This is a genomic window from Enterovibrio norvegicus, from assembly GCF_002876705.1.
Lineage (GTDB): Bacteria > Pseudomonadota > Gammaproteobacteria > Enterobacterales > Vibrionaceae > Enterovibrio > Enterovibrio norvegicus_B.
Genome location: NZ_MDAG01000012.1, coordinates 115915 through 134510, shown reverse-complemented (window position 1 = coordinate 134510; position 18596 = coordinate 115915). Strand labels below are relative to the sequence as shown.

Here is an 18596-nt window from a genome sequence, read left to right as displayed (position 1 = left end):
TACGGCCTAATTTTTTGGCCGTATCTTCATAGCTTAGCCAATTTTAGTCTTTGGCTAACGGTGTTTCATTACCGCCACTGGTTCCTTTCCCCAAACCACTCACATCGTTGAAGAGCGATTTAAGCACACCGAGCGTCATCACAATGATCACCAAGCTTAGCGGCAAGGCCGCTGCAATATTGGCTGTTTGCAGCGCGCTCAACCCCCCTGCGACTAACAGGGCTGCAGCAACTAACCCAACAACTACACCCCAAAAAACACGGAATGTTTTTGGTGGATCTTCATTCCCTAAAGACAGAATGGTTGTTAACACGACGATGCCAGAGTCCGAAGAGGTGACGAACCAACTCATGAGAAGAAAGACCATCATGGCAGACACGATCCAACCGAGAACGCCGTTACCAAAGATCCCATCAGCGTTAGCGAACAACGCCTCAGGCAAGTTCCACGCATTAACAAGATCAATGATCCCCGCCGTGCCGACTCCTGAACTGGCTGTCAGCTCTTGATAAAGTGCGGTTCCACCAAAGATACCTAGCCACACGAAGATAATGGTTGTCGGCACGAGGAGCACGCCAATCACAAACTCTCTTAAAGTTCGGCCTCGAGAAATTCGCGCAATAAACAAACCAACAAAGGGTGCCCACGCTAACCACCAGCCCCAGTAAAAAACAGTCCAGCCGTTTTGCCAATTCGCAGGGCCTTTTTCTTCAGGAAACCAAAGTCCCATTTGAACAAAGTTGGCGAGATAATCCCCGACGGCAGAACCAAAAGCACCTAACACCCAGCCAGTCGGCCCACCAAACAAAAACAGCGCAACGACAATAATAGAAACAATAATATTCCACTGAGAAATGATTCTGATACCGCGGCCCACCCCAGACAGAGCGGATAAAATGGAAATGATCGTAATTAAAGCAATCAGGGTAAGTTGAGTCGATATGCCTGGGTCAATACCAAACAGCCTTTCAAGCCCGACGGACATCTGGCTGACGCCCAATCCCAGTGAGGTTGCCACACCAAAAACGCACCCTAGCACACCGAAAATATCGACAATATGTCCAATGGGACCATAAATACGATCGCCAATGAATGGATAGAGTGCAGAGCGCAGGGCTAATGGCAATTTTTTACGATAAGCAAAGTAGGCCAATGACATGCCGACAATCACATAGACTGCCCAGCCATGAAAACCCCAATGAAAGAAAGTGACTCTTAGTGCATCTACCGCGCGATCGTAACTGATCGCACCCGCGCCTGCCATGTCGGCGTAGGGGTTATTCGGATAACCAAATGCCCCGCTGTTATCCAGATAGAAAATGGGCTCTGCAACCCCGAAGAATAAGATACCAATACCGATACCCGCGGAAAAAAGCATCGAGAACCACGCGAAGTTGGTAAAGTCCGGCCTGCTATCATCATCACCTAAACGCACACTACCGTATCGACTAAACACGATAAAAATACATACCGCGATTAAGAAGACAATGGTGACCATGTAATACCAACCAAACGTCACTTCAATCCAAGAACGAACACTGCCAAATATCTCTCCCGCAAATTCCGTGTTCACTCCCGTAAAAAACACGAAAACGAGTACCATCAGAGACGAGAATATCGTCATCCCCTTATGCATACCTTTAAACAGCCCGGATGGGGCAAGCTTTTCGGCTTTGAACATCCTAGTCTCTGCGGCTTCGAAGCCTTCTTGAGGAGTGGACGACATCAGCAAATCCTCCTTTGCTATGGTTTTTTAGTGAGTGAGTTTTCTATCTCGCTTTACAATTCAACATCCTCCTCTTTAAGCACCATGCCAGAGCCGTCATCCTTAATTTATTGGCTTAAAACACTCAGCGTTTAATTCCTTTTTCTACGCGATACTCGTTCAGCGTTTGCATAATTCGGATGAGGCAATCATCGCGCTCTTGCACCAGCTCATCAATGGACGCACCATTGGCTTGCGTAAGGCAGCCTGCCACCATGTCATCTTTCAATGCTTGTGTAAGTTTTGGCGCTTTTAGACGAGTCCAAGGTTCTTCTAACGCATCTTCAAAATGATCCAGCAAATGCGCCATGCCCCCTTGCCCACCGCCTAAATGGAAGGTTAAACAGTGCCCCATAATGGCCCAACGCAAACCCGGCCCATAGGCAATCGCTTTGTCGATATCTTCAACAGAGCATTCTTTGTTCGCGACCATATGGAGGGCTTCTCGCCATAATGCTTCTTGTAAACGGTTACCAATAAAGCCCGGCAGCTCTTTGTCCATTTTGGCAACTTGCTTTTCCGTTGCTTCATAAAAAGCAGCCGTCCAATCCACCACTTCTTGGCTGGTTCTTTCACCTCCGCAGACTTCACAAAAAGGCACGAGATACGGAGGATTAAACGGATGGCCGACCACAAACCTATCTGGCTGAGATTCAAGTTCACGGGCCATGTCTGTCATAGCAAACCCAGAGGTGCTGGAAATAATCACCACGTCAGCGGGGACGAAGCGATCAAGCTCTGCAAACAAGCTGCGCTTAGCATCCATTCGTTCAGGTGTACTTTCTTGGATGACCTCAACCTGATTGGCGAGGCGTTCGAGGGAATCAACAAAACGCAATTTGTCTTTGCTTGCGCCTTCTCTTAGCCCCAGTTTTTCAATGGTGGGCCAAATATTGTCGACCATGGTCAGAAGCTTTTCTTTTGCATTGGGGCCGGGGTCATAAGCGACCACCTCCATGCCCATGCGAAGGAAATGCAAAGCCCATGCACCACCAATAACACCGGTGCCAATGACACCGACTTTTGTTACTTGATCCGGATTAGGACGCGCCATCATCAACCTCCTATTGCGTGCCACGAAGGCGCAATTTTTCACGAGCTTCAGTTGGGCTTAAAACACGCGCCCCCATGTTTTCGATTAGATTGACAGCGCGTTCCACCAGTTGACCATTTGTCGCCAACACACCTTTTTCGAGATACAAATTGTCTTCTAAGCCGACACGCACATGGCCGCCTAACAAAGCGGATTGCGCTGCCCAAGGCAACTGGTTACGACCCAGCGCAAACGCTGTCCATTGGCTATGGTCTGGCAGCATATCCACCATCCCTTTTAATAACGTAAAGTCCGGTGGTGCCCCCCAAGGAATGCCCTGACACAGCTGGAACATGGCGTTGTCATCAAGCAGACCTTCTTTCATCATTTGAAGGGCAAACCAAAGATTGCCCGTATCAAAAATTTCTAACTCAACCGTCACACCAAGTTCTCTAATACGCGCAGCACCGCGGCGAAGCATGTCAGGCGTCGAGACATAGACAAGGTTGTTATCCCCGAAATTTAATGAGCCACAGTCGAGGGTACAGATTTCAGGTTTGAGTTCTTCAATGTGCACAAGGCGTTCAAGCCCGCCCACCAAATCCGTTTCTGGACAAAATGCCGTTGGATTTTCTTCCGGCCCAATGTAGAGATCGCCCCCCATGCCTGCTGTCAGATTAATGACAACGTCACAATCAGACGCGCGCAGGCGCTCGCAGACCTCTGCATACAATTCGACGCGTCTCGAACCTTGTTTTGTCTCTGGGTCTCGAACATGAATATGCGCAATTGCAGCACCTGCATTCCATGCTTCTATCGCTGAATTGGCAATTTGTTCTGGTGTAATCGGCACATTTGGATTTTTATCCGCGGTATCCCCTGCTCCATTAATGGCGCAAGTAATAATGACGTCTTGATTCATCGTAAGGGCTCTTTTTTTAGTTAAATAAAAACAAGAGGCACGTTGGCATGCCTCGTTCTCTTTATCGCGCACCCTCAGAGTTACACGTTAGAAACGGACGTTTTTGCCTAAAGCCGATGCTTACTAACCTAAAAAAGACGCAAATGAAGGCGTGTCGCAAAATAGACATGGCTATCTATTTCCGACATGTTGACGCACGTGTGTTGCCTAAAATCTAACGTTCTCGGCTAGGGCGTTTGGAGAATTGATCTTGATAACAGCGGGTGAAATGAGAGAGGGAAACAAAGCCACAGGCTGTCGCCACCGACGTGACGCTGTCGTTGGTTTGTTGCAGCATCCAACGGGCTTTCTCTAACCTAAGTTGACGATAAAACGCTTTTGGCGTTTGTGCCAAGTGCCGCTTAAAGAGACGTTCTAACTCTCTGTCAGAAATGCCAATCACCTCAGCCAACTCAGCAATTAACAGCGGTTCTTCGATGTTTTGTTCCATTAGTTGAACAGCTTCGATCAGATGAGGATTGCGGCTATCTAAACGGATTTGTAGGGAACGACGCTGAGGTTCGCTGTGTTCTCTTTGGTGGGTATAGACAAGTTCATCCGCCACGAGGGTTGCCAGTTCTTGTCCATGCTGCGCTCTGATCAGATAGAGCATCATGTCCAAGCCAGATAACGCCCCAGGGCAAGAAAAACGTTTTCTATCGATGACCAACAACTCTTGCACGAGCGTTACGTTAGGGAACGCTTCCTGCGTCGTTTCATGGTTTTCCCAGTGCATGGTTGCCCGATAACCATCCAAAATCCCAGCCGCGGCCGCAATATAAGTGCCTGTATCCTGACACCCAATATCCGCGCCATAATGGCTCTGCTGACGAATAAAACCTAACAGTGCTGGCGTCGTTGCCAAGTCAGGATCACTGCCAGAGCAGATGATGAGCGTTTCACATTTCTCAATGCCATTCAGCGGGGTATGCGTCATGATCTCAATGCTGTCGCTACTTGAGATCAACCCGCCGTTTTCGGAGATAAGTTGCCACTCGTATAACGCTTCACCCTGCGTGCGATTAGCATGGCGCAAGGGATCTAACATGGCCGTTAACCCAAACAAAGAGAAGCCCGGCAACAACAGGAAATGAATCTTTTGTATTTTCGACCTTGAAGGATCACCAAACACCTTTCACCTCTTCTTCCCGCTGATTTGTCGATAACAGTCAAGTTATATGCGGCTTCAATCAAAAAGTCAGCCTATTACAGCCTAGTATAGGAACCAGCCATCATGCTTATCTCACTGAGGATCAAACATGCCAAACCACGCAGATAGGATTCGGTTATTCGAAAGCCCTGTTTTACCTGAATGGATAGACTACAACGGGCACATGAATGATGCCTATTATGTGGTTGCCTTCAGTAAGGCCATTGATGGGTTCATGGTGCACATTGGTTTGAATGAAGCATTTAGAGAAGAACACAACGTTTCGATTTATACCCTTCAGAGCATGGTGACTTACTTAAAAGAAGTTGCCGAAGCCGAACCAATCATTATCCAAGGGCAATTATTAGAAAGTGATAGCAAGAAACTAAGGCTGTTCATGACCATGATGCATGCGCAAACGCATGATGAATTGGCAACGATGGAAACCTTGCTGTTACACATGGACATGCAAGCACACAGGGCAGCGCCTTTCTTAGCACACACCCAAGCATTGATCGACGAGATACAAACTGCTCACCACGTTCTCGACACACCGAAAAGCGCAGGGAGCGCCATCGCGATGAAGCGCCCTAAGCACTAATTACACTGATAAGCGGTTTTTGTTGATGAGTGGATTTTTGTTGATGAACGGTTGAATTTCCCAAGTATCGACACCGCGTTATTCATACTCTTCAAAAAGAGGAAAGGTCCAGCGGCGCATCGCGACCACCATTGAAGTACCGTGACGCTCTTGCATCGTTAAATCTGTGTCTTGGTTACATGAATCATAAAACTCACTCACCAAACGTTGAATACGTTGCTGAAATTTGTAGTTGGTTGAGAGCGACATCAGCCCCGTGGACATCACCAGTTTCTCTTCCTCACCGGCAAAACGAGATTGGAAAAAAGCGCTGATCACTTGTTGCTGGAAAAACTGCTGTATCGGGCCACCCGCTACCCATGAAAATGACGGAGAAATTTTGAGTTTAACGCGGTTATCCGGTTGGAGTTCAATCAAATTTAGGCGGTCTAGGTGCGCCATTTTCTGAATCAACACGGTTTCAGGTAAGTTGTATTGCTCAAGGATTTGATCAAAGCGGTATCCATTCGTGATGCACACGGCAACCAACAGCAAGGCTTTGTCAGCCACCAGCTCTTCCTCTTGCTGCCACGTCAGTTCCGTAATCTGATGGCTGCTATCGGATGAGAGTTTAAACAACTCCCCCATTTCCATATCAATGAGCTGACATACGGCCGACAAGCGATCTAGGCTCAAGCTTCCGCCGTTCGCAAAAAGCCGCTTTACCGAGCCCTCGCTGAGTGACAATGCACTCGCGACATCTTGATAATTCACACCTCGTACTTTGAGCTGCTTCTTTAACGTTTGAACCACTTGATCACATTCAGCCATGTTTCCTCCTTGAAACCAGAAGACAGTAAAGCGCAACCGGTATTGCTTTGCCAGTGCTATCTCATTGGCTTGAATGAACATCGACCGATGTCTTTTATCCTGTTGAATGTTTGAGGCTTAGCGTCTGGGGTATGCAATATGAAACAACATGTATCGAAGCCACTTTCCCTGAACACGTTAAATCAAACTAATTTAGTACTGCAGACAACGCCAAAATACATCGCAACACTTAACCCGCTAAAACACAAAGAGTTGGAACCAATCTCTCACCCATATCTTTTCTATTTTCGACTAGTACTTTCTTGCATCTTCTTGCGCGTAATTGACCACCTAGCTTGGACGTCTCGTTTTCAACACGGCACCCAAATATAGAGGCTGCCATAGTCCGGTCTATTAAAATGGCGCGCCTCCCCCAAACCTCGCGGCTGGAGAGTGTTTAGAAAAAACGCACACATGCGCCCATAAAAAATATCCAGACAAAGGGAATCCAACATGGCAAACATCATTAACGGAACCAATGGGAACGATACGCTGATCGGCACTGCAGGCATGGATGAAATCTATGGTCATGACGGTGACGATTTTATCCGAGCAGACGGCGATACTGATTTTGCCGATGGTGGCGCAGGCAATGACACCGTCATTGGTGGCGATCATGACGACGAGCTTCATGGCGGAGACGATGATGACCATGTTCGTGGTGGGTTTGGTAATGATTTTCTCTATGGCGATGCGGGAGACGACCGTCTAGAAGGTGGCATAGGCGATGACTTCCTCTACGGCGGGCTTGGTGACGACATTGTTTATGGACAAGACGGTACTGATAACCTCTTCGGCGGTGCTGGAGAAGACCGTTTATTTGGTGGCATCGGTGACGATGTCATTAACGGCGGCGCAGACAAGGACATTCTTTTTGGCGACGACGGTGATGACACGCTAAACGGAGATGCAGGCAACGATATTCTTTGGGGCGGAGATGGTAACGACACCCAAAATGGCGGCGAAGGTGATGATTACCTTTGGGGTCAGAACGGCAATGACCTTCAACACGGTAGTGATGGAAACGACACACACTTAGGTGGCGACGGTAATGACACCATCTATGGCGACAACGGTGACGATATGCTTTTCGGTCAAACGGGTGACGATTACCTGAATGGCGGTGAAGGCAACGATAAACTGGAAGGCTTTACTGGCGAAGACACACTCATCGGTGGAAACGGAAACGATGACCTTTGGGCTGGCGATGGTAATGATACCGTTCACGGCGGAAATGGTAACGATGTCATATCGGGTGGCTGTGATGATGACAACATCACCGGAGGTTCAGGACACGACATCATCTATGGTGATGCACCTAACTTATTGCTAAATGGTAACTTTGAGGCTTGGGGTGACAACATTGGCAATGACTTTGCACTGGTGAACAATAGTCAACTCGTCGGCTGGCAAGGTGTTGGCAGCAATGTTGTTGAAATGCAGCAAGGACAATTCTCTGGTACACCGAACAATTCACAAACTAATACCGTTATGGAGCTTGACCTTGCCCAAGGCAAAACCGTTGAGCAAACTGTCAATGTTTCAAACCTGACAAGTTCGGGTGCGACGACGCTCAATTTCTCCTTCGATTTCGCGAATAGAATTAAAGGCGAAGACAACGAAACCAGCGGCTTTAGCGTCAATATTTTCGACCAAGATGGCAATGTTCTCTATAACCACACCTATGGCAATGCGCTTCAAATCGGTATTTACCAATCGATAGATGCACAATTCTCCGCACCGCAAGGCACAGAAAGCTTGACCATTAGCTTTGGTGGACAAGGCGGCGCGGATGGCTATGGCGCGTTGATCGACAATGTATTCCTTCAGGAAGTCCATGGTTGTGATGGTAACGATGTCATAAATGGCGGCACAGGCAGTGACGAAATTTATGGTAATGGCGGGAATGACACCATCGTTGGCGGTATCGGCCATGACTACATTGACGGCGGTACCGGGAATGACAACATTGATGGTGGAGACCATAACGATTATCTGCAAGGGAATGCTGGCAATGACACCCTCACTGGCGGCAGCGGAAACGACACCATTCTTGGTGGTTCTGGCAACGACATGATTTTAGGCGGAGAAGGCGCTGATCACCTCAACGGTGGTGCAAACGACGACATCATCAAAGGCGATGCGGGTGACGATATCATCCAAGGTGGCTCTGGAAACGATGGAATCTGGGGCGGTGATGGCGACGATCACATTCAAGGTGGTTTAGGCGACGATTATGGCGATGGCGGCTGGGGTGATGATTATTACCACGGCGGTGCTGGCAATGATAACTTCGGCGGCGCAAGAGGAAACGACCACATTGCAGGCGGTGACGGTGATGACACGTTACGCGGTAGCTTAGGTGACGACCGAATTTTCGGGGGCACAGGCAACGATAAGATTGATGGTGGAGCGGATAACGACGACATCAGTGGCAATGAAGGTAATGACAATATCATCGGCGGTGCAGGTAACGATGTTATCCGAGGCGGTGAAGACAATGACATACTCTCCGGCAACCAAGGCAACGATGTGATCTGGGGCGGAACAGGTGCAGACACCCTGTTCGGCGGCACAGGCAACGATAAACTAGGAGGTCAAGATGGCAACGACCGTATCATGGGCCACAATGGCGATGATTACCTGATCGGTGGAAGCGGTAGAGATGTGTTTGTGTTCAGAGATCATGATGGAAAAGACACCATTCAAGATTTCAATCGCTTCCAAGACACCATTGAAATCGATGCCTCTTTGGTTACGCGATTCTCTCAAATCAGTGCGGAGCAAGTGGGCGCGTCAACCGTGCTGACATTTGCGGGTGATAACACCGTCATCACACTAAAACAATTTGATGCAGACCACGTCAGGGCTGACATGTTCGACTTCACCAACGTATAAAATTAAATTCAAAAAAAATGCCACCCAATTGGGTGGCATTCTTATATGTGCTTTCGGATTTATTCTTTACCGAACACGTTGTTCTCTTGTTCTTGTACACGAATGAACGTGGTGCGTTTTGTCAGCTCTTTCAGTTGTGCTGCACCAACATAAGTACATGTAGAACGTACGCCACCAAGAATGTCAGAAATCGTATCATTCACTGTGCCACGGTATGGCAACAAGACGGTTTTACCTTCTGCAGCGCGGTATTTTGCAACACCACCAGAGTGTTTTGCCATCGCACTTTCAGAAGACATGCCGTAGAACTTCATGAACTGTTTACCGTCTTGTTCAATCACTTCACCGCCGCTTTCCTCGTGGCCAGCTAGCATACCGCCAAGCATCACGAAATCAGCGCCGCCACCGAAGGCTTTTGACACATCACCCGCACATGAACAGCCACCGTCACCGATGATACGACCACCTAGGCCGTGTGCAGCATCTGCACATTCAATAATTGCAGAAAGTTGCGGGTAACCTACGCCCGTTTTCACGCGAGTCGTACACACTGAACCAGGGCCAATGCCCACTTTCACGATGTCTGCACCAGCAAGAATAAGTTCTTCAACCATGTCACCAGTAACCACGTTACCCGCACTGATCACTTTGTCTGGGAATGCAGCGCGAACACGCTCAACGTACTGAACAAGGTGCTCAGAGTAACCGTTGGCAATGTCGATACAGATGAAGATAAGTTCATCAGACAACGCCATAATATCTTGGGTTTTTTGGAAGTCAGCGTCAGAAGTGCCTGTTGAAACCATGACGTTGTTTAGCGTCTTAGTGTCAGCTTCAGCAACGAACGCTGCCCAATCTTCAACAGTGTAGTGTTTGTGGATAGCAGTCATACAACCGTGCTCAGCGAGCACCTTGCCCATTTTAAATGAACCGACTGAATCCATATTTGCTGCAATGACAGGTACACCAGACCATTGACGACCGCTATGCTTGAAGGTAAACTCGCGGGTTAATTCAACTTGTGAACGGCTTTTTAGGGTAGAACGTTTCGGGCGAAACAGTACATCTTTGAAACCCAACTTCAAGTCTTGTTCGATACGCATGTGTCTTTCCTTTATTTACAGACGATGCCCTTTCGGACAGTGCTCATGGATTTTAGCTATTGGCAGATAGCTTGAATATTCACCATCGAGCAGGCACAAAAAAACCGGGGCGTTGGCAGACGCTCCGGTTTTCAGCATTATAGGCACATAAATATTATTCACAAGACTGACAATTGAAATTTTTTTGTGATACCTTTTATCAGAATACATCTCGATAAATTCAAAAATCCTTCTCTGTTTACAACCACTTATCTCGCACTTCCCCTCCTCAATTTGTATAAAAAAACCGCGCATTCCAGATTGAAACACGCAGCTTGATCATTTCTTTTTCAGTGTAAAAACAAACGACTTAGTTGATGTTTTTCCTACTGATTAGGCGACATTTCGCCTATTGCACAGGCACCCATGGGCCCCACGCTTCACTCAGCAATGGATCATCGCCCTGGGTCCAATAAAGTGCTTTATATGTTACGCCCTTCACGACCACTTGCTGATCTTTGTTGTAAACCTTTGCAGCGCTCCATGCATTAGGATCAGTCGGTGTACCCGTATCGGTTCCATTGCCAGCACCTGTCGTTGGCATCTCAGCATCTGGTAACACACGCACGGTTGGCCAGCCTGCGTGTGAGCCATAGAAATTCGTCACACACTTCTCGTAATCGCCCGGAACCAACGCCGAATACGCGGTTTGGAAGCCAACAAGCTCACATTCGAATGAGTAGCCACCCGGACGATCAGCATAGTATTTCCAGTTACCGTCCCAGTTGGTGTAAAGCACGTCTGTTGCACCTTGAAGGTTCAAACTGCCAAATGGCAATTGTTGGTAACAGGTATTGGTTTCATCTGCTTCAATCGGGATTTGATAATGTGCCGCTAGCCCTTCCCAGTAGCGAATACGGTTAACAGGCTGACCTTTGGTTTTGTTTTGTTGACCACATTCAATACCGCCATTGATGATGTTGATGGTTGTACCAAAACCGTAACCAATGCCCGCGTCCTTTTCACGTTGAGATGGGGTCCACGTTCTGTCGATAACATGCAACATTGCAGGCTTAGGCGCTTGAGGCGTTAGGAAGAACCAAATCGCAGAAGCGAGGTTTAACCAAGAGTCTGCAACCAAACCGGGTTCATTAAGCAGTCTGGTGGCATCACCGTCGTACATCACCTCAGAGAACATGCCGTAGTTAAAGTGGTAAGAAAGCTGTTTAGCGCCACGACCAAAGTACCCCTGCCCCGTCGCACATGGCCAGCGGCTGTTCTGCCAGTCTTTTTGACCACATCCTGTCGTATACCCTTCTTGGCCTTCAGCCCATCCCATTTCACGAACGTGAACAAGGGCTTGTTGCCATTCCTCCAACGCAAGTGGGTTGTCTGAAATGTTGTCGATGGCAATGTGTCCACCCGTTTCTTGAGAGAAATGGGCAAAGGCGGTAATGATAGATTTCTTACAAATTGCATCGGCATCTCGGCCATCCGTGTAATCACCACAGAACGCGGGGAACTTACCGATTGCACGCAAGAAACGGGTGTAAGTGTATTCAGGCGCGGCCATGTGCGTCAGAAAATCCCAATCTGAACGCGGGAATACACGTTCAACACGCTTTACGTTATCAGGGTTTGACGCCAATCCTGCATCAATGGCTTCAACCACGGTGTTTGGCATGGTTTCGAGCGCTTTGGACCAGATAGCATACATAGGGTCGGAGGTTTGCGCCGCTTCTGCTGCCGCCATTTCGGAAGCGGAAACAACGAACCCGTTGACGTCATTAGGGTCAGTCTGGGGATTCATGGAAATGGCGCTATTCGCCATAAAGCTTGCACCACACAGTGCCGTAAACAGAGCTGTTCTTTTCATTTCAAGTTCCTTATCAAATACGCCGGAAAGAGAAAATCTCCCCTTCCAAATTCGCCGCTGCGATGGCTATATCATCTCGATGTCATTTTTAGCTGGGCCTATTCCGTTAACGCTATAAGTAACGCGTTTACCCAGTCATTCTTGATGATTTTGTTATTAACGCAGACAGCCAACTATATGCATGACTTGATATACAACTGAACCACTATCACCCAGCCAAATGCAAAGACTGTATGATGCCCCGTTAGGTTTTGATAAAGACCAACCTGTTGTAGCGTGATTTTTTGAAGCCAAACACGTTAGACAAAAGAAACCTCAACACAATGCACTCATTTTTATGCACACATGTCGAATTAAAAACTGCGAACTGTCTCGCTAAAAGGCGACGATACCCCTTGAATTCAACCGTCTCAGGTACAAAAAAGCGCGTATCCTACTTTCGTAAAATACGCGCTTCTGTGATCACCATTTACTCATGCATCGCGCTATATGCCGTGCTTTTTGTTCAAGACTTAGCGATGCATTTATGGACGATTAAAGCTGTTGCCAAGGTCCCCACTGAGCACCAGATGCTGGGTTGTCACCTTGTGTCCAATACTTCGCTTTGTAGGTAATACCAGCCACAACAACTTGGTCACCCGCAAGGTAAACCTTGTTGGCATCCCATGTTGAGTTTCCTGGATCAGGTGTTGGTTCTGGATCAGGCGTCGGTGTTGGGTCTGGTGTAGGCTCTGGGTCAGGTGTAGGCTCCGGGTCAGGTGTAGGCTCTGGTGTCGGAGTCGGTGGTGTGCCAGATACCACTTTCCATGCGCCATATTCGCCACTGGTTTCAGGATTAACACCTTGGTTCCAGTATTTCGCTTCGTAGGTAACACCGTTTACCACCACTTGATCACCGGTGTTGTAAACTTTGGAGGCATCCCATGCATTGTCTGCAGGTGGATTCGTACCACCGCCAGTGTCACCGCCATCGATTTTGTCAACGACACGGACTTCTGGCCAACCTGCATGCGAACCATAGAAATTCGTCACACATTTCTCATAGTCACCCTCAACAAGCGCAGAGTAAGCCGTTTGGAAGCCAACCAATTCACATTCAAATGAATAGCCACCCGGACGATCAGAGAAGTACTTCCAGTTGCCATCCCAGTTGGTGTAAAGCACGTCGGTTGCACCTTGCAGGTTCAAGCTGCCGAAAGGCAATTGCTGCCAGCAAGTATTCACTTCATCAGCTTCAATAGGAATGTCATAGTGTTTCGCGAGACCTTCCCAGTAACGAATACGGTTAACCGGCTGTCCTTTGTCTTTGTTCTGCTCGCCACATTCAATACCACCATTGATGATGTTGATCGTGGTACCAAAGCCATAACCAATGCCTGCATCTTTCTCGCGCTGAGAAGGAACCCAAGTGCGGTCAATCACGTGCAGCATCGCAGGTTTTGGTGCTTGCGGTGTTAAGAAGAACCAAATCGCAGATGCTAGGTTCAGCCAAGAATCAGCGACTAAGCCCGGCTCACCCAATAATTTGTTGGCATTGCCATCAAACATAACTTCTGAAAATGCGCCGTAGTTAAAGTGGTAAGAAAGTTGTTTAGCACCACGACCAAAATAACCTTCGCCCGCCACGCAAGGCCAGCGTTTGTTCTGCCAATCATTTTGACCACAACCTGTGGTGTAGCCTTCCTGACCTTCTGACCATCCCATTTCACGGACATGGACAAGCGCTTGCTGCCACTCTTCAAGACCTAACGGGTTATCCCAAGTATTGTCGACGGCAATATGACCACCGGTTTCTTGAGAGAAGTGCGCAAACGCAGTAATGATAGATTTCTTACAGATGGCATCAGCATCACGGCCATCGGTATAGTCACCACAAAAAGCGGGGAACTTACCAATCGCTTGAAGGAAGCGTGTATAGGTGTATTCAGGCGCCGCCATTTGAGTCAGGAAATCCCAATCTTGGCGAGAGAACACGCGCTCTACACGTTTTACGTTAATAGGATTACTCGCTAACCCTTCATCAATCGCATCTACGATGGCATTTGGCTGAGTCTCTAGAGCCTTAGACCACGTCCCATACATAGGGTTAGACGTTTGAGCTGCCGCCGCTGCATTCACTTCTGCGCGCTCAACAATGAATCCATTTGGATTTTCGGGATCAGGCTGAGGCGTCATGGTTGCCCCCTGAGCCGCAAACGTTGCGCCGAGCAACACCGGGATCAAAGCAGTTTGTTTCATCGTTAACATTCCTTATCAAAAAAATGAGATTTGATTTCTATGGAATTCAAATCACGTAAACTGCGCTGTCTGTGCTTTACTCAACGCCGCATCAATGCCCTAAACTGCCGAAGGAATACACAAACTTCGATACGGCGTTGTTGAGTGTTGCCTATTGACGACGACGAGCAGCGACTATAATTTCCGCGCAGCCACCTCAATATATGCACAGTGCGAATATTAAAATGAGAGCCACCCACCAGTAGATGTGCCACCCTCTAATGGGATGGCATTTATCCGAGTGACTTCAAGCTGTTAATGAGAAATTCAGTGAAGTGTTTCGCGAAATATTTACTTACAACTGTTGTGGAAAATGGACTGAAAACAGGGAAATAACACGCCATAAAAACACACGCATTCATATTTTATATGTGTTAGAACGCACTATTTCGTTGGGCCCTTTTCAAATAAACTAACCCCGCACTCTCTCTTCAATTCGCGGGGTAAAAGGACAAGTAATGAACAATGCCAACACCATTATCGAAGCGATAAAAGCACGTGGTGATGAAGAACTTGCTCAAAACGCACAGCGTTTTTTCAAATCAGGCCCCGGCGAATACGGTGAAGGCGATCGATTTATCGGTGTGCGCGTGCCCACCCTTCGAAATTGCGCAAAAGCACACATCAATGCCTCTTTAGAGACAATCCGTACCTTGCTAGAAAGCGAATGGCATGAGATACGCTTATTGGCGGTTATCCTGCTTTCTGAACAGTTTAAAAAAGCCAAAGGGGAAGATCGCACCACCATTTACAATTTCTATCTGACTCAAACCCACCGCATTAATAATTGGGATTTGGTTGATAGCTCAGCGCACCATATCGTAGGTGGGTATCTGGCAGACAAAGACAGAGCCGTGCTCTATTCACTCTCGGACTCTGAATCAATTTGGGAAAGACGCATCGCCATGATGGCGACTTTTACGTTTATTCGGCTCAACCAATTTGAAGATACCTATGCCCTTGCAGAAAAATATCTGACGGACAAAGAAGATTTAATTCACAAAGTGTCGGGGTGGATGTTACGCGATGTAGGGAAAAGAGACGTTGAAGGGTTACGCGCTTTTTTAACGACACATATCGCCCTCATACCTCGTACCATGCTTCGATACGCGATAGAGAAATTGGATAGCGAAGAGAGAAAGCATTTTCTTTCCCTCTAATCCAAAAGCAGAAACATCTTATTTTTGCAGACACAACGAATGTGTATTTTGGCTTGAAACGTCTGTCTCGTGCAGGTCATTGCCTTGTTTCAGTGCTTCAATTTCTTTCTGGTAGGCCTTGTGCAGCCCTGATGATTTTTGATGATTGACTTCGAATTCGCGTAGCTGAGCTTGATAAGCGACATAACTACGACATGTTCTCACCGCTAAAATAGCGGCAACGATGACAATCATAAGCAAGAACGCATCCATGTCGTATCCTCCATTCATGATCATCTTCTTTATATTTGAATACGTCGAAGAGCGCCATGATCGTGGAATAACACTCAGAGTTACATCAAAAATATCGATAAAAAAGAGCGCACTAGGCGCTCATATTTATATTTATTCGACGAATATCTGATCGTTAGATGATGGCCTCAATTGACCTCTCTTAGCGAACAGGCCACTGAGACAAACTTCGCTTGAAGTCTTGATAGTCAAATTCATTCAATAGCTGCACCTCTCCATTGCTCCGTTGGCAATAGATAGAAGGCATTCTCAGACCATTGAACCAATTCAACTTCACCATGGTGTAACCTGCACTATCAGCAATGTGCAGACGCTGCCCAATCTGCAGCGGCTCATCAAAATTTGCCACACAGAACTGATCACCCGCCAAGCATGAACAACTGCCAATCACGTATGTGTGTTCACTGTTTTCCGTGGCCTCCTTGATGGAGGCTGGCTCGTTATAGATCAGCGTGTCTAAACGGTGCGCTTCTGTTGCACTGTCTACGATGGCAGTTTGCATGTCGTTTTCGACGATATCTACCACAGTAACAACAAGATCCGTTGTCTGGGTAATAATGGCTTCGCCCGGTTCAAGATAGAGTTGAACGCCGTGTCGCTCACTAAACGTTTTCAGTGCAGAAGCGAGTTTTTCAACGTCATAACCCGGCCATGTGAAGAACACGCCGCCACCCAGGCTCACCCACTCGAGTGAATCGAGATAAGTGCCAAACTTAGCCGAAATGGCATCCAATAAACCGATAAACGCATCCACATCTTTGTTTTCACAGTTCATGTGGAACATCACGCCATTCAACGATGCAAACACCTCAGGGTCGATCTTATCGGCATGAACGCCAAGACGCGAAAACTGACGCGCGGGATCCGCAAGATCTTGTCCGGCATAACTCACACCAGGATTTAAACGAAGCCCTAACGAAGCTTTACCTTCCACCAAGTGACGATGCGCTTTAAGTTGTGATTGGCTGTTAAAGATCAGCTTGTCACAAATGTCTGCAACCTCGCGCACGTCATCTTCACTATAACCCACGCTATAAGCATGGGTTTCACCGCCAAAGGTTTCATGGCCTAGCTTTACTTCATACGGGCCACTGCTCGTGGTGCCATCAAGGTATGGCTTGATGATGTCAAACACACCCCATGTAGAAAAACATTTGAGTGCGAGAACCAGCTTCACGCCAGACAGTTCTTTTAAGCGTTTGGCTATTTCAAGATTTCGAATCAGCTTATCTTCATCAATCAGAAAATAAGGTGTTTTTAACGATGATGAATTCATTGTTCTTCTCACAAAAAGCCCGCGATATTTAACGAAAACATCGCAGGCTTCATTACTTTAGCAAATTTACTTAAGGATATTGATGACAGGCGCTTGAGGCTCCAACTCTTCAACACCCCAATCGAGGCCAATCGATGGCATCAATTCGAGGAATGGGTCTGGGTCAAGCTGTTCCATATTGAACACGCCCTTACCGTTCCATGCACCCTTGAAGTAAAGCAATGCCGCAGTGATCGCCGGAACGCCCGTGGTGTATGCGATTGCCTGATGCTCAACATCTTTGTAAGCCACTTCATGGTCAGCATTGTTGTAGATGAACACGCTGCGCGCTTTGCCGTCTTTCGTGCCTTGCACCCACGTACCGATACACGTTTTACCGGTGTAACCAGGCGCTAACGATGTTGGATCTGGCAACAGCGCTTTCAGTACTTTCAGCGGCTCAACGACAGTGCCGTCATGCAAGGTGACCGCATCAGGGCTCAATAGGCCGATATCACGCATGCAGTTGAAGTAGTTCAGGTATGCATCGCCAAAGCCCATCCAAAACTCGATGCGTTTGGCTGGAATAAACTCTTTCATTGAACGCACTTCGTCGTGCGCCATGGAGTAAACCTTGTGGCTGCCAACAAGTGGGAATTCAAACTCCATCATCCGGGTATGACACGCCACTTGTTTCCACTCGCCATTCTCCCAGTAGAAAGAATCACCTTGGATTTCCAGCATGTTGGTTTCAGGGTCAAAGTTGGTTGCAAACTTCTTACCGTGGTCGCCTGCATTCACGTCCATGACATCAATGCTATCGATCTCATCGAACAAGTGCTTAACCGCATACGCAGCAAACACACTCACCACACCCGGATCAAAGCCCGCACCGAGAATGCCTGTGATACCGGCTTGTTCAAACTTCTCACGGTAGCCCCACTGCCAATCGTAGGCTTGTGGTACTTGCTGACCTTCAGAGCAAAGGTCAACGGCGACAGACGTATCAAGGTACGAGATTTCTGCTTGATAGCACGCTTCCATGATGGCCATGTTTACCCATGGAGGGCCAGCATTGATCACCAAATCAGGGTTCACGTCTTGGATGAGTGCAACCAGTGCATCTACGTCGTCAGCATCTACGGCGCGAGACTCAAGCTTTAGGCTTGGATCTTTGAGGTTATTGCGTCCTTTGATCGACGCGATGATCGCATCACACTTCGCTACCGTGCGCGATGCGATAGTGATATCGCCCAATACGTCATTGTTCTGTGCTGCTTTATGCGCAATCACCCAACCAACACCGCCAGCACCAATCTGTAAAATTGCCATGTTCTCAATTCCTTATAAGACAATATGTCTTTAAAACAGTGCGATGCCTTTGCTGCTCAGCAATGT

14 protein-coding genes are annotated in these 18596 nt (G+C 47.7%); 3 read left to right on the top strand and 11 right to left on the bottom strand.

What is annotated here, in order from left to right; translation table 11 throughout:
- Positions 1-43: 43 nt before the first annotated feature.
- From BCT27_RS07520 to BCT27_RS07505, 4 genes are all read right to left on the bottom strand, one after another.
- Positions 44-1726 (bottom strand): BCCT family transporter, encoded by a 1683-nt coding sequence (locus BCT27_RS07520; RefSeq protein WP_102395447.1) that lies wholly within the window; start codon positions 1724-1726, stop codon positions 44-46.
- Positions 1727-1850: 124 nt separating this feature from the next.
- The gene (locus BCT27_RS07515) at positions 1851-2819 is read right to left on the bottom strand and encodes a 3-hydroxyacyl-CoA dehydrogenase NAD-binding domain-containing protein (protein ID WP_198597525.1); all 969 of its coding nucleotides are present in this window, start codon (positions 2817-2819) and stop codon (positions 1851-1853) included.
- Between the two features lie 10 nt (positions 2820-2829).
- Positions 2830-3720, bottom strand: coding sequence for a beta-keto acid cleavage family enzyme (locus BCT27_RS07510; RefSeq protein ID WP_102317629.1), 891 nt, complete (start codon positions 3718-3720; stop codon positions 2830-2832).
- 214 nt (positions 3721-3934) lie between these two features.
- Positions 3935-4807, bottom strand: coding sequence for a GlxA family transcriptional regulator (locus tag BCT27_RS07505; RefSeq protein ID WP_198597524.1), 873 nt, complete (start codon positions 4805-4807; stop codon positions 3935-3937).
- 211 nt (positions 4808-5018) lie between these two features.
- Here BCT27_RS07505 and BCT27_RS07500 point away from each other — a divergent pair, with 211 nt between their 5' ends.
- Positions 5019-5510 carry a thioesterase family protein gene (locus BCT27_RS07500; RefSeq protein ID WP_102317628.1) on the top strand — a complete coding sequence of 164 codons (492 nt, stop codon included), beginning with the start codon at positions 5019-5021 and terminating at the stop codon, positions 5508-5510.
- A 78-nt stretch (positions 5511-5588) separates the two neighbouring features.
- Here the strand turns inward: BCT27_RS07500 and BCT27_RS07495 are convergent, their stop codons facing one another.
- Positions 5589-6320: a helix-turn-helix domain-containing protein gene (locus BCT27_RS07495; RefSeq protein WP_102317627.1), complete on the bottom strand. Its 732-nt coding sequence runs from the start codon at positions 6318-6320 to the stop codon at positions 5589-5591.
- Positions 6321-6812: 492 nt separating this feature from the next.
- Here BCT27_RS07495 and BCT27_RS07490 point away from each other — a divergent pair, with 492 nt between their 5' ends.
- A complete protein-coding gene (locus tag BCT27_RS07490; RefSeq protein ID WP_102395445.1) occupies positions 6813-9257 on the top strand; it encodes a calcium-binding protein in 2445 nt (814 codons plus the stop codon).
- Positions 9258-9316: 59 nt separating this feature from the next.
- On the opposite strand, the gene BCT27_RS07485 is transcribed toward BCT27_RS07490, so the two are convergent.
- From BCT27_RS07485 to BCT27_RS07470, 3 genes are all read right to left on the bottom strand, one after another.
- A complete protein-coding gene (locus tag BCT27_RS07485; RefSeq protein WP_102317625.1) occupies positions 9317-10360 on the bottom strand; it encodes a GMP reductase in 1044 nt (347 codons plus the stop codon).
- 388 nt (positions 10361-10748) lie between these two features.
- Complete coding sequence (locus BCT27_RS07475) at positions 10749-12215, bottom strand: chitinase (RefSeq protein ID WP_102395443.1); 1467 nt, start codon at positions 12213-12215, stop codon at positions 10749-10751.
- A gap of 534 nt (positions 12216-12749) precedes the next feature.
- Positions 12750-14453, bottom strand: a complete 1704-nt coding sequence (locus BCT27_RS07470; protein ID WP_102395442.1) for a chitinase — start codon at positions 14451-14453, stop codon at positions 12750-12752.
- Between the two features lie 497 nt (positions 14454-14950).
- On the opposite strand from BCT27_RS07470, the gene BCT27_RS07465 reads away from it, so the two are divergent.
- The gene (locus BCT27_RS07465) at positions 14951-15652 is read left to right on the top strand and encodes a DNA alkylation repair protein (RefSeq protein WP_102395441.1); all 702 of its coding nucleotides are present in this window, start codon (positions 14951-14953) and stop codon (positions 15650-15652) included.
- Between the two features lie 18 nt (positions 15653-15670).
- On the opposite strand, the gene BCT27_RS07460 is transcribed toward BCT27_RS07465, so the two are convergent.
- The 3 genes from BCT27_RS07460 to BCT27_RS07450 form a co-directional block, all read right to left on the bottom strand.
- On the bottom strand, positions 15671-15904 hold the full coding sequence (locus tag BCT27_RS07460; protein ID WP_102395440.1) for a hypothetical protein: 234 nt from the start codon (positions 15902-15904) through the stop codon (positions 15671-15673).
- Between the two features lie 181 nt (positions 15905-16085).
- The gene (gene nspC, locus BCT27_RS07455; protein ID WP_102395439.1) at positions 16086-17219 is read right to left on the bottom strand and encodes a carboxynorspermidine decarboxylase; all 1134 of its coding nucleotides are present in this window, start codon (positions 17217-17219) and stop codon (positions 16086-16088) included.
- A 66-nt stretch (positions 17220-17285) separates the two neighbouring features.
- A complete protein-coding gene (locus BCT27_RS07450) occupies positions 17286-18530 on the bottom strand; it encodes a carboxynorspermidine synthase (RefSeq protein WP_102395438.1) in 1245 nt (414 codons plus the stop codon).
- Positions 18531-18596 lie beyond the last annotated feature (66 nt).

Bases quoted from the DNA above. Each gene is read 5' to 3' on its own strand.
- nspC (WP_102395439.1), bottom strand. From the start codon at position 17,219: ATGAATTCATCATCGTTAAAAACACCTTATTTTCTGATTGATGAAGAT.
- BCT27_RS07485 (WP_102317625.1), bottom strand. From the start codon at position 10,360: ATGCGTATCGAACAAGACTTGAAGTTGGGTTTCAAAGATGTACTGTTT.
- BCT27_RS07450 (WP_102395438.1), bottom strand. From the start codon at position 18,530: ATGGCAATTTTACAGATTGGTGCTGGCGGTGTTGGTTGGGTGATTGCG.
- BCT27_RS07495 (WP_102317627.1), bottom strand. From the start codon at position 6,320: ATGGCTGAATGTGATCAAGTGGTTCAAACGTTAAAGAAGCAGCTCAAA.
- BCT27_RS07515 (WP_198597525.1), bottom strand. From the start codon at position 2,819: ATGGCGCGTCCTAATCCGGATCAAGTAACAAAAGTCGGTGTCATTGGC.
- BCT27_RS07500 (WP_102317628.1), top strand. From the start codon at position 5,019: ATGCCAAACCACGCAGATAGGATTCGGTTATTCGAAAGCCCTGTTTTA.
- BCT27_RS07510 (WP_102317629.1), bottom strand. From the start codon at position 3,720: ATGAATCAAGACGTCATTATTACTTGCGCCATTAATGGAGCAGGGGAT.
- BCT27_RS07470 (WP_102395442.1), bottom strand. From the start codon at position 14,453: ATGAAACAAACTGCTTTGATCCCGGTGTTGCTCGGCGCAACGTTTGCG.
- BCT27_RS07490 (WP_102395445.1), top strand. From the start codon at position 6,813: ATGGCAAACATCATTAACGGAACCAATGGGAACGATACGCTGATCGGC.
- BCT27_RS07465 (WP_102395441.1), top strand. From the start codon at position 14,951: ATGAACAATGCCAACACCATTATCGAAGCGATAAAAGCACGTGGTGAT.
- BCT27_RS07475 (WP_102395443.1), bottom strand. From the start codon at position 12,215: ATGAAAAGAACAGCTCTGTTTACGGCACTGTGTGGTGCAAGCTTTATG.
- BCT27_RS07505 (WP_198597524.1), bottom strand. From the start codon at position 4,807: ATGTTAGATCCCTTGCGCCATGCTAATCGCACGCAGGGTGAAGCGTTA.
- BCT27_RS07460 (WP_102395440.1), bottom strand. From the start codon at position 15,904: ATGGATGCGTTCTTGCTTATGATTGTCATCGTTGCCGCTATTTTAGCG.
- BCT27_RS07520 (WP_102395447.1), bottom strand. From the start codon at position 1,726: ATGTCGTCCACTCCTCAAGAAGGCTTCGAAGCCGCAGAGACTAGGATG.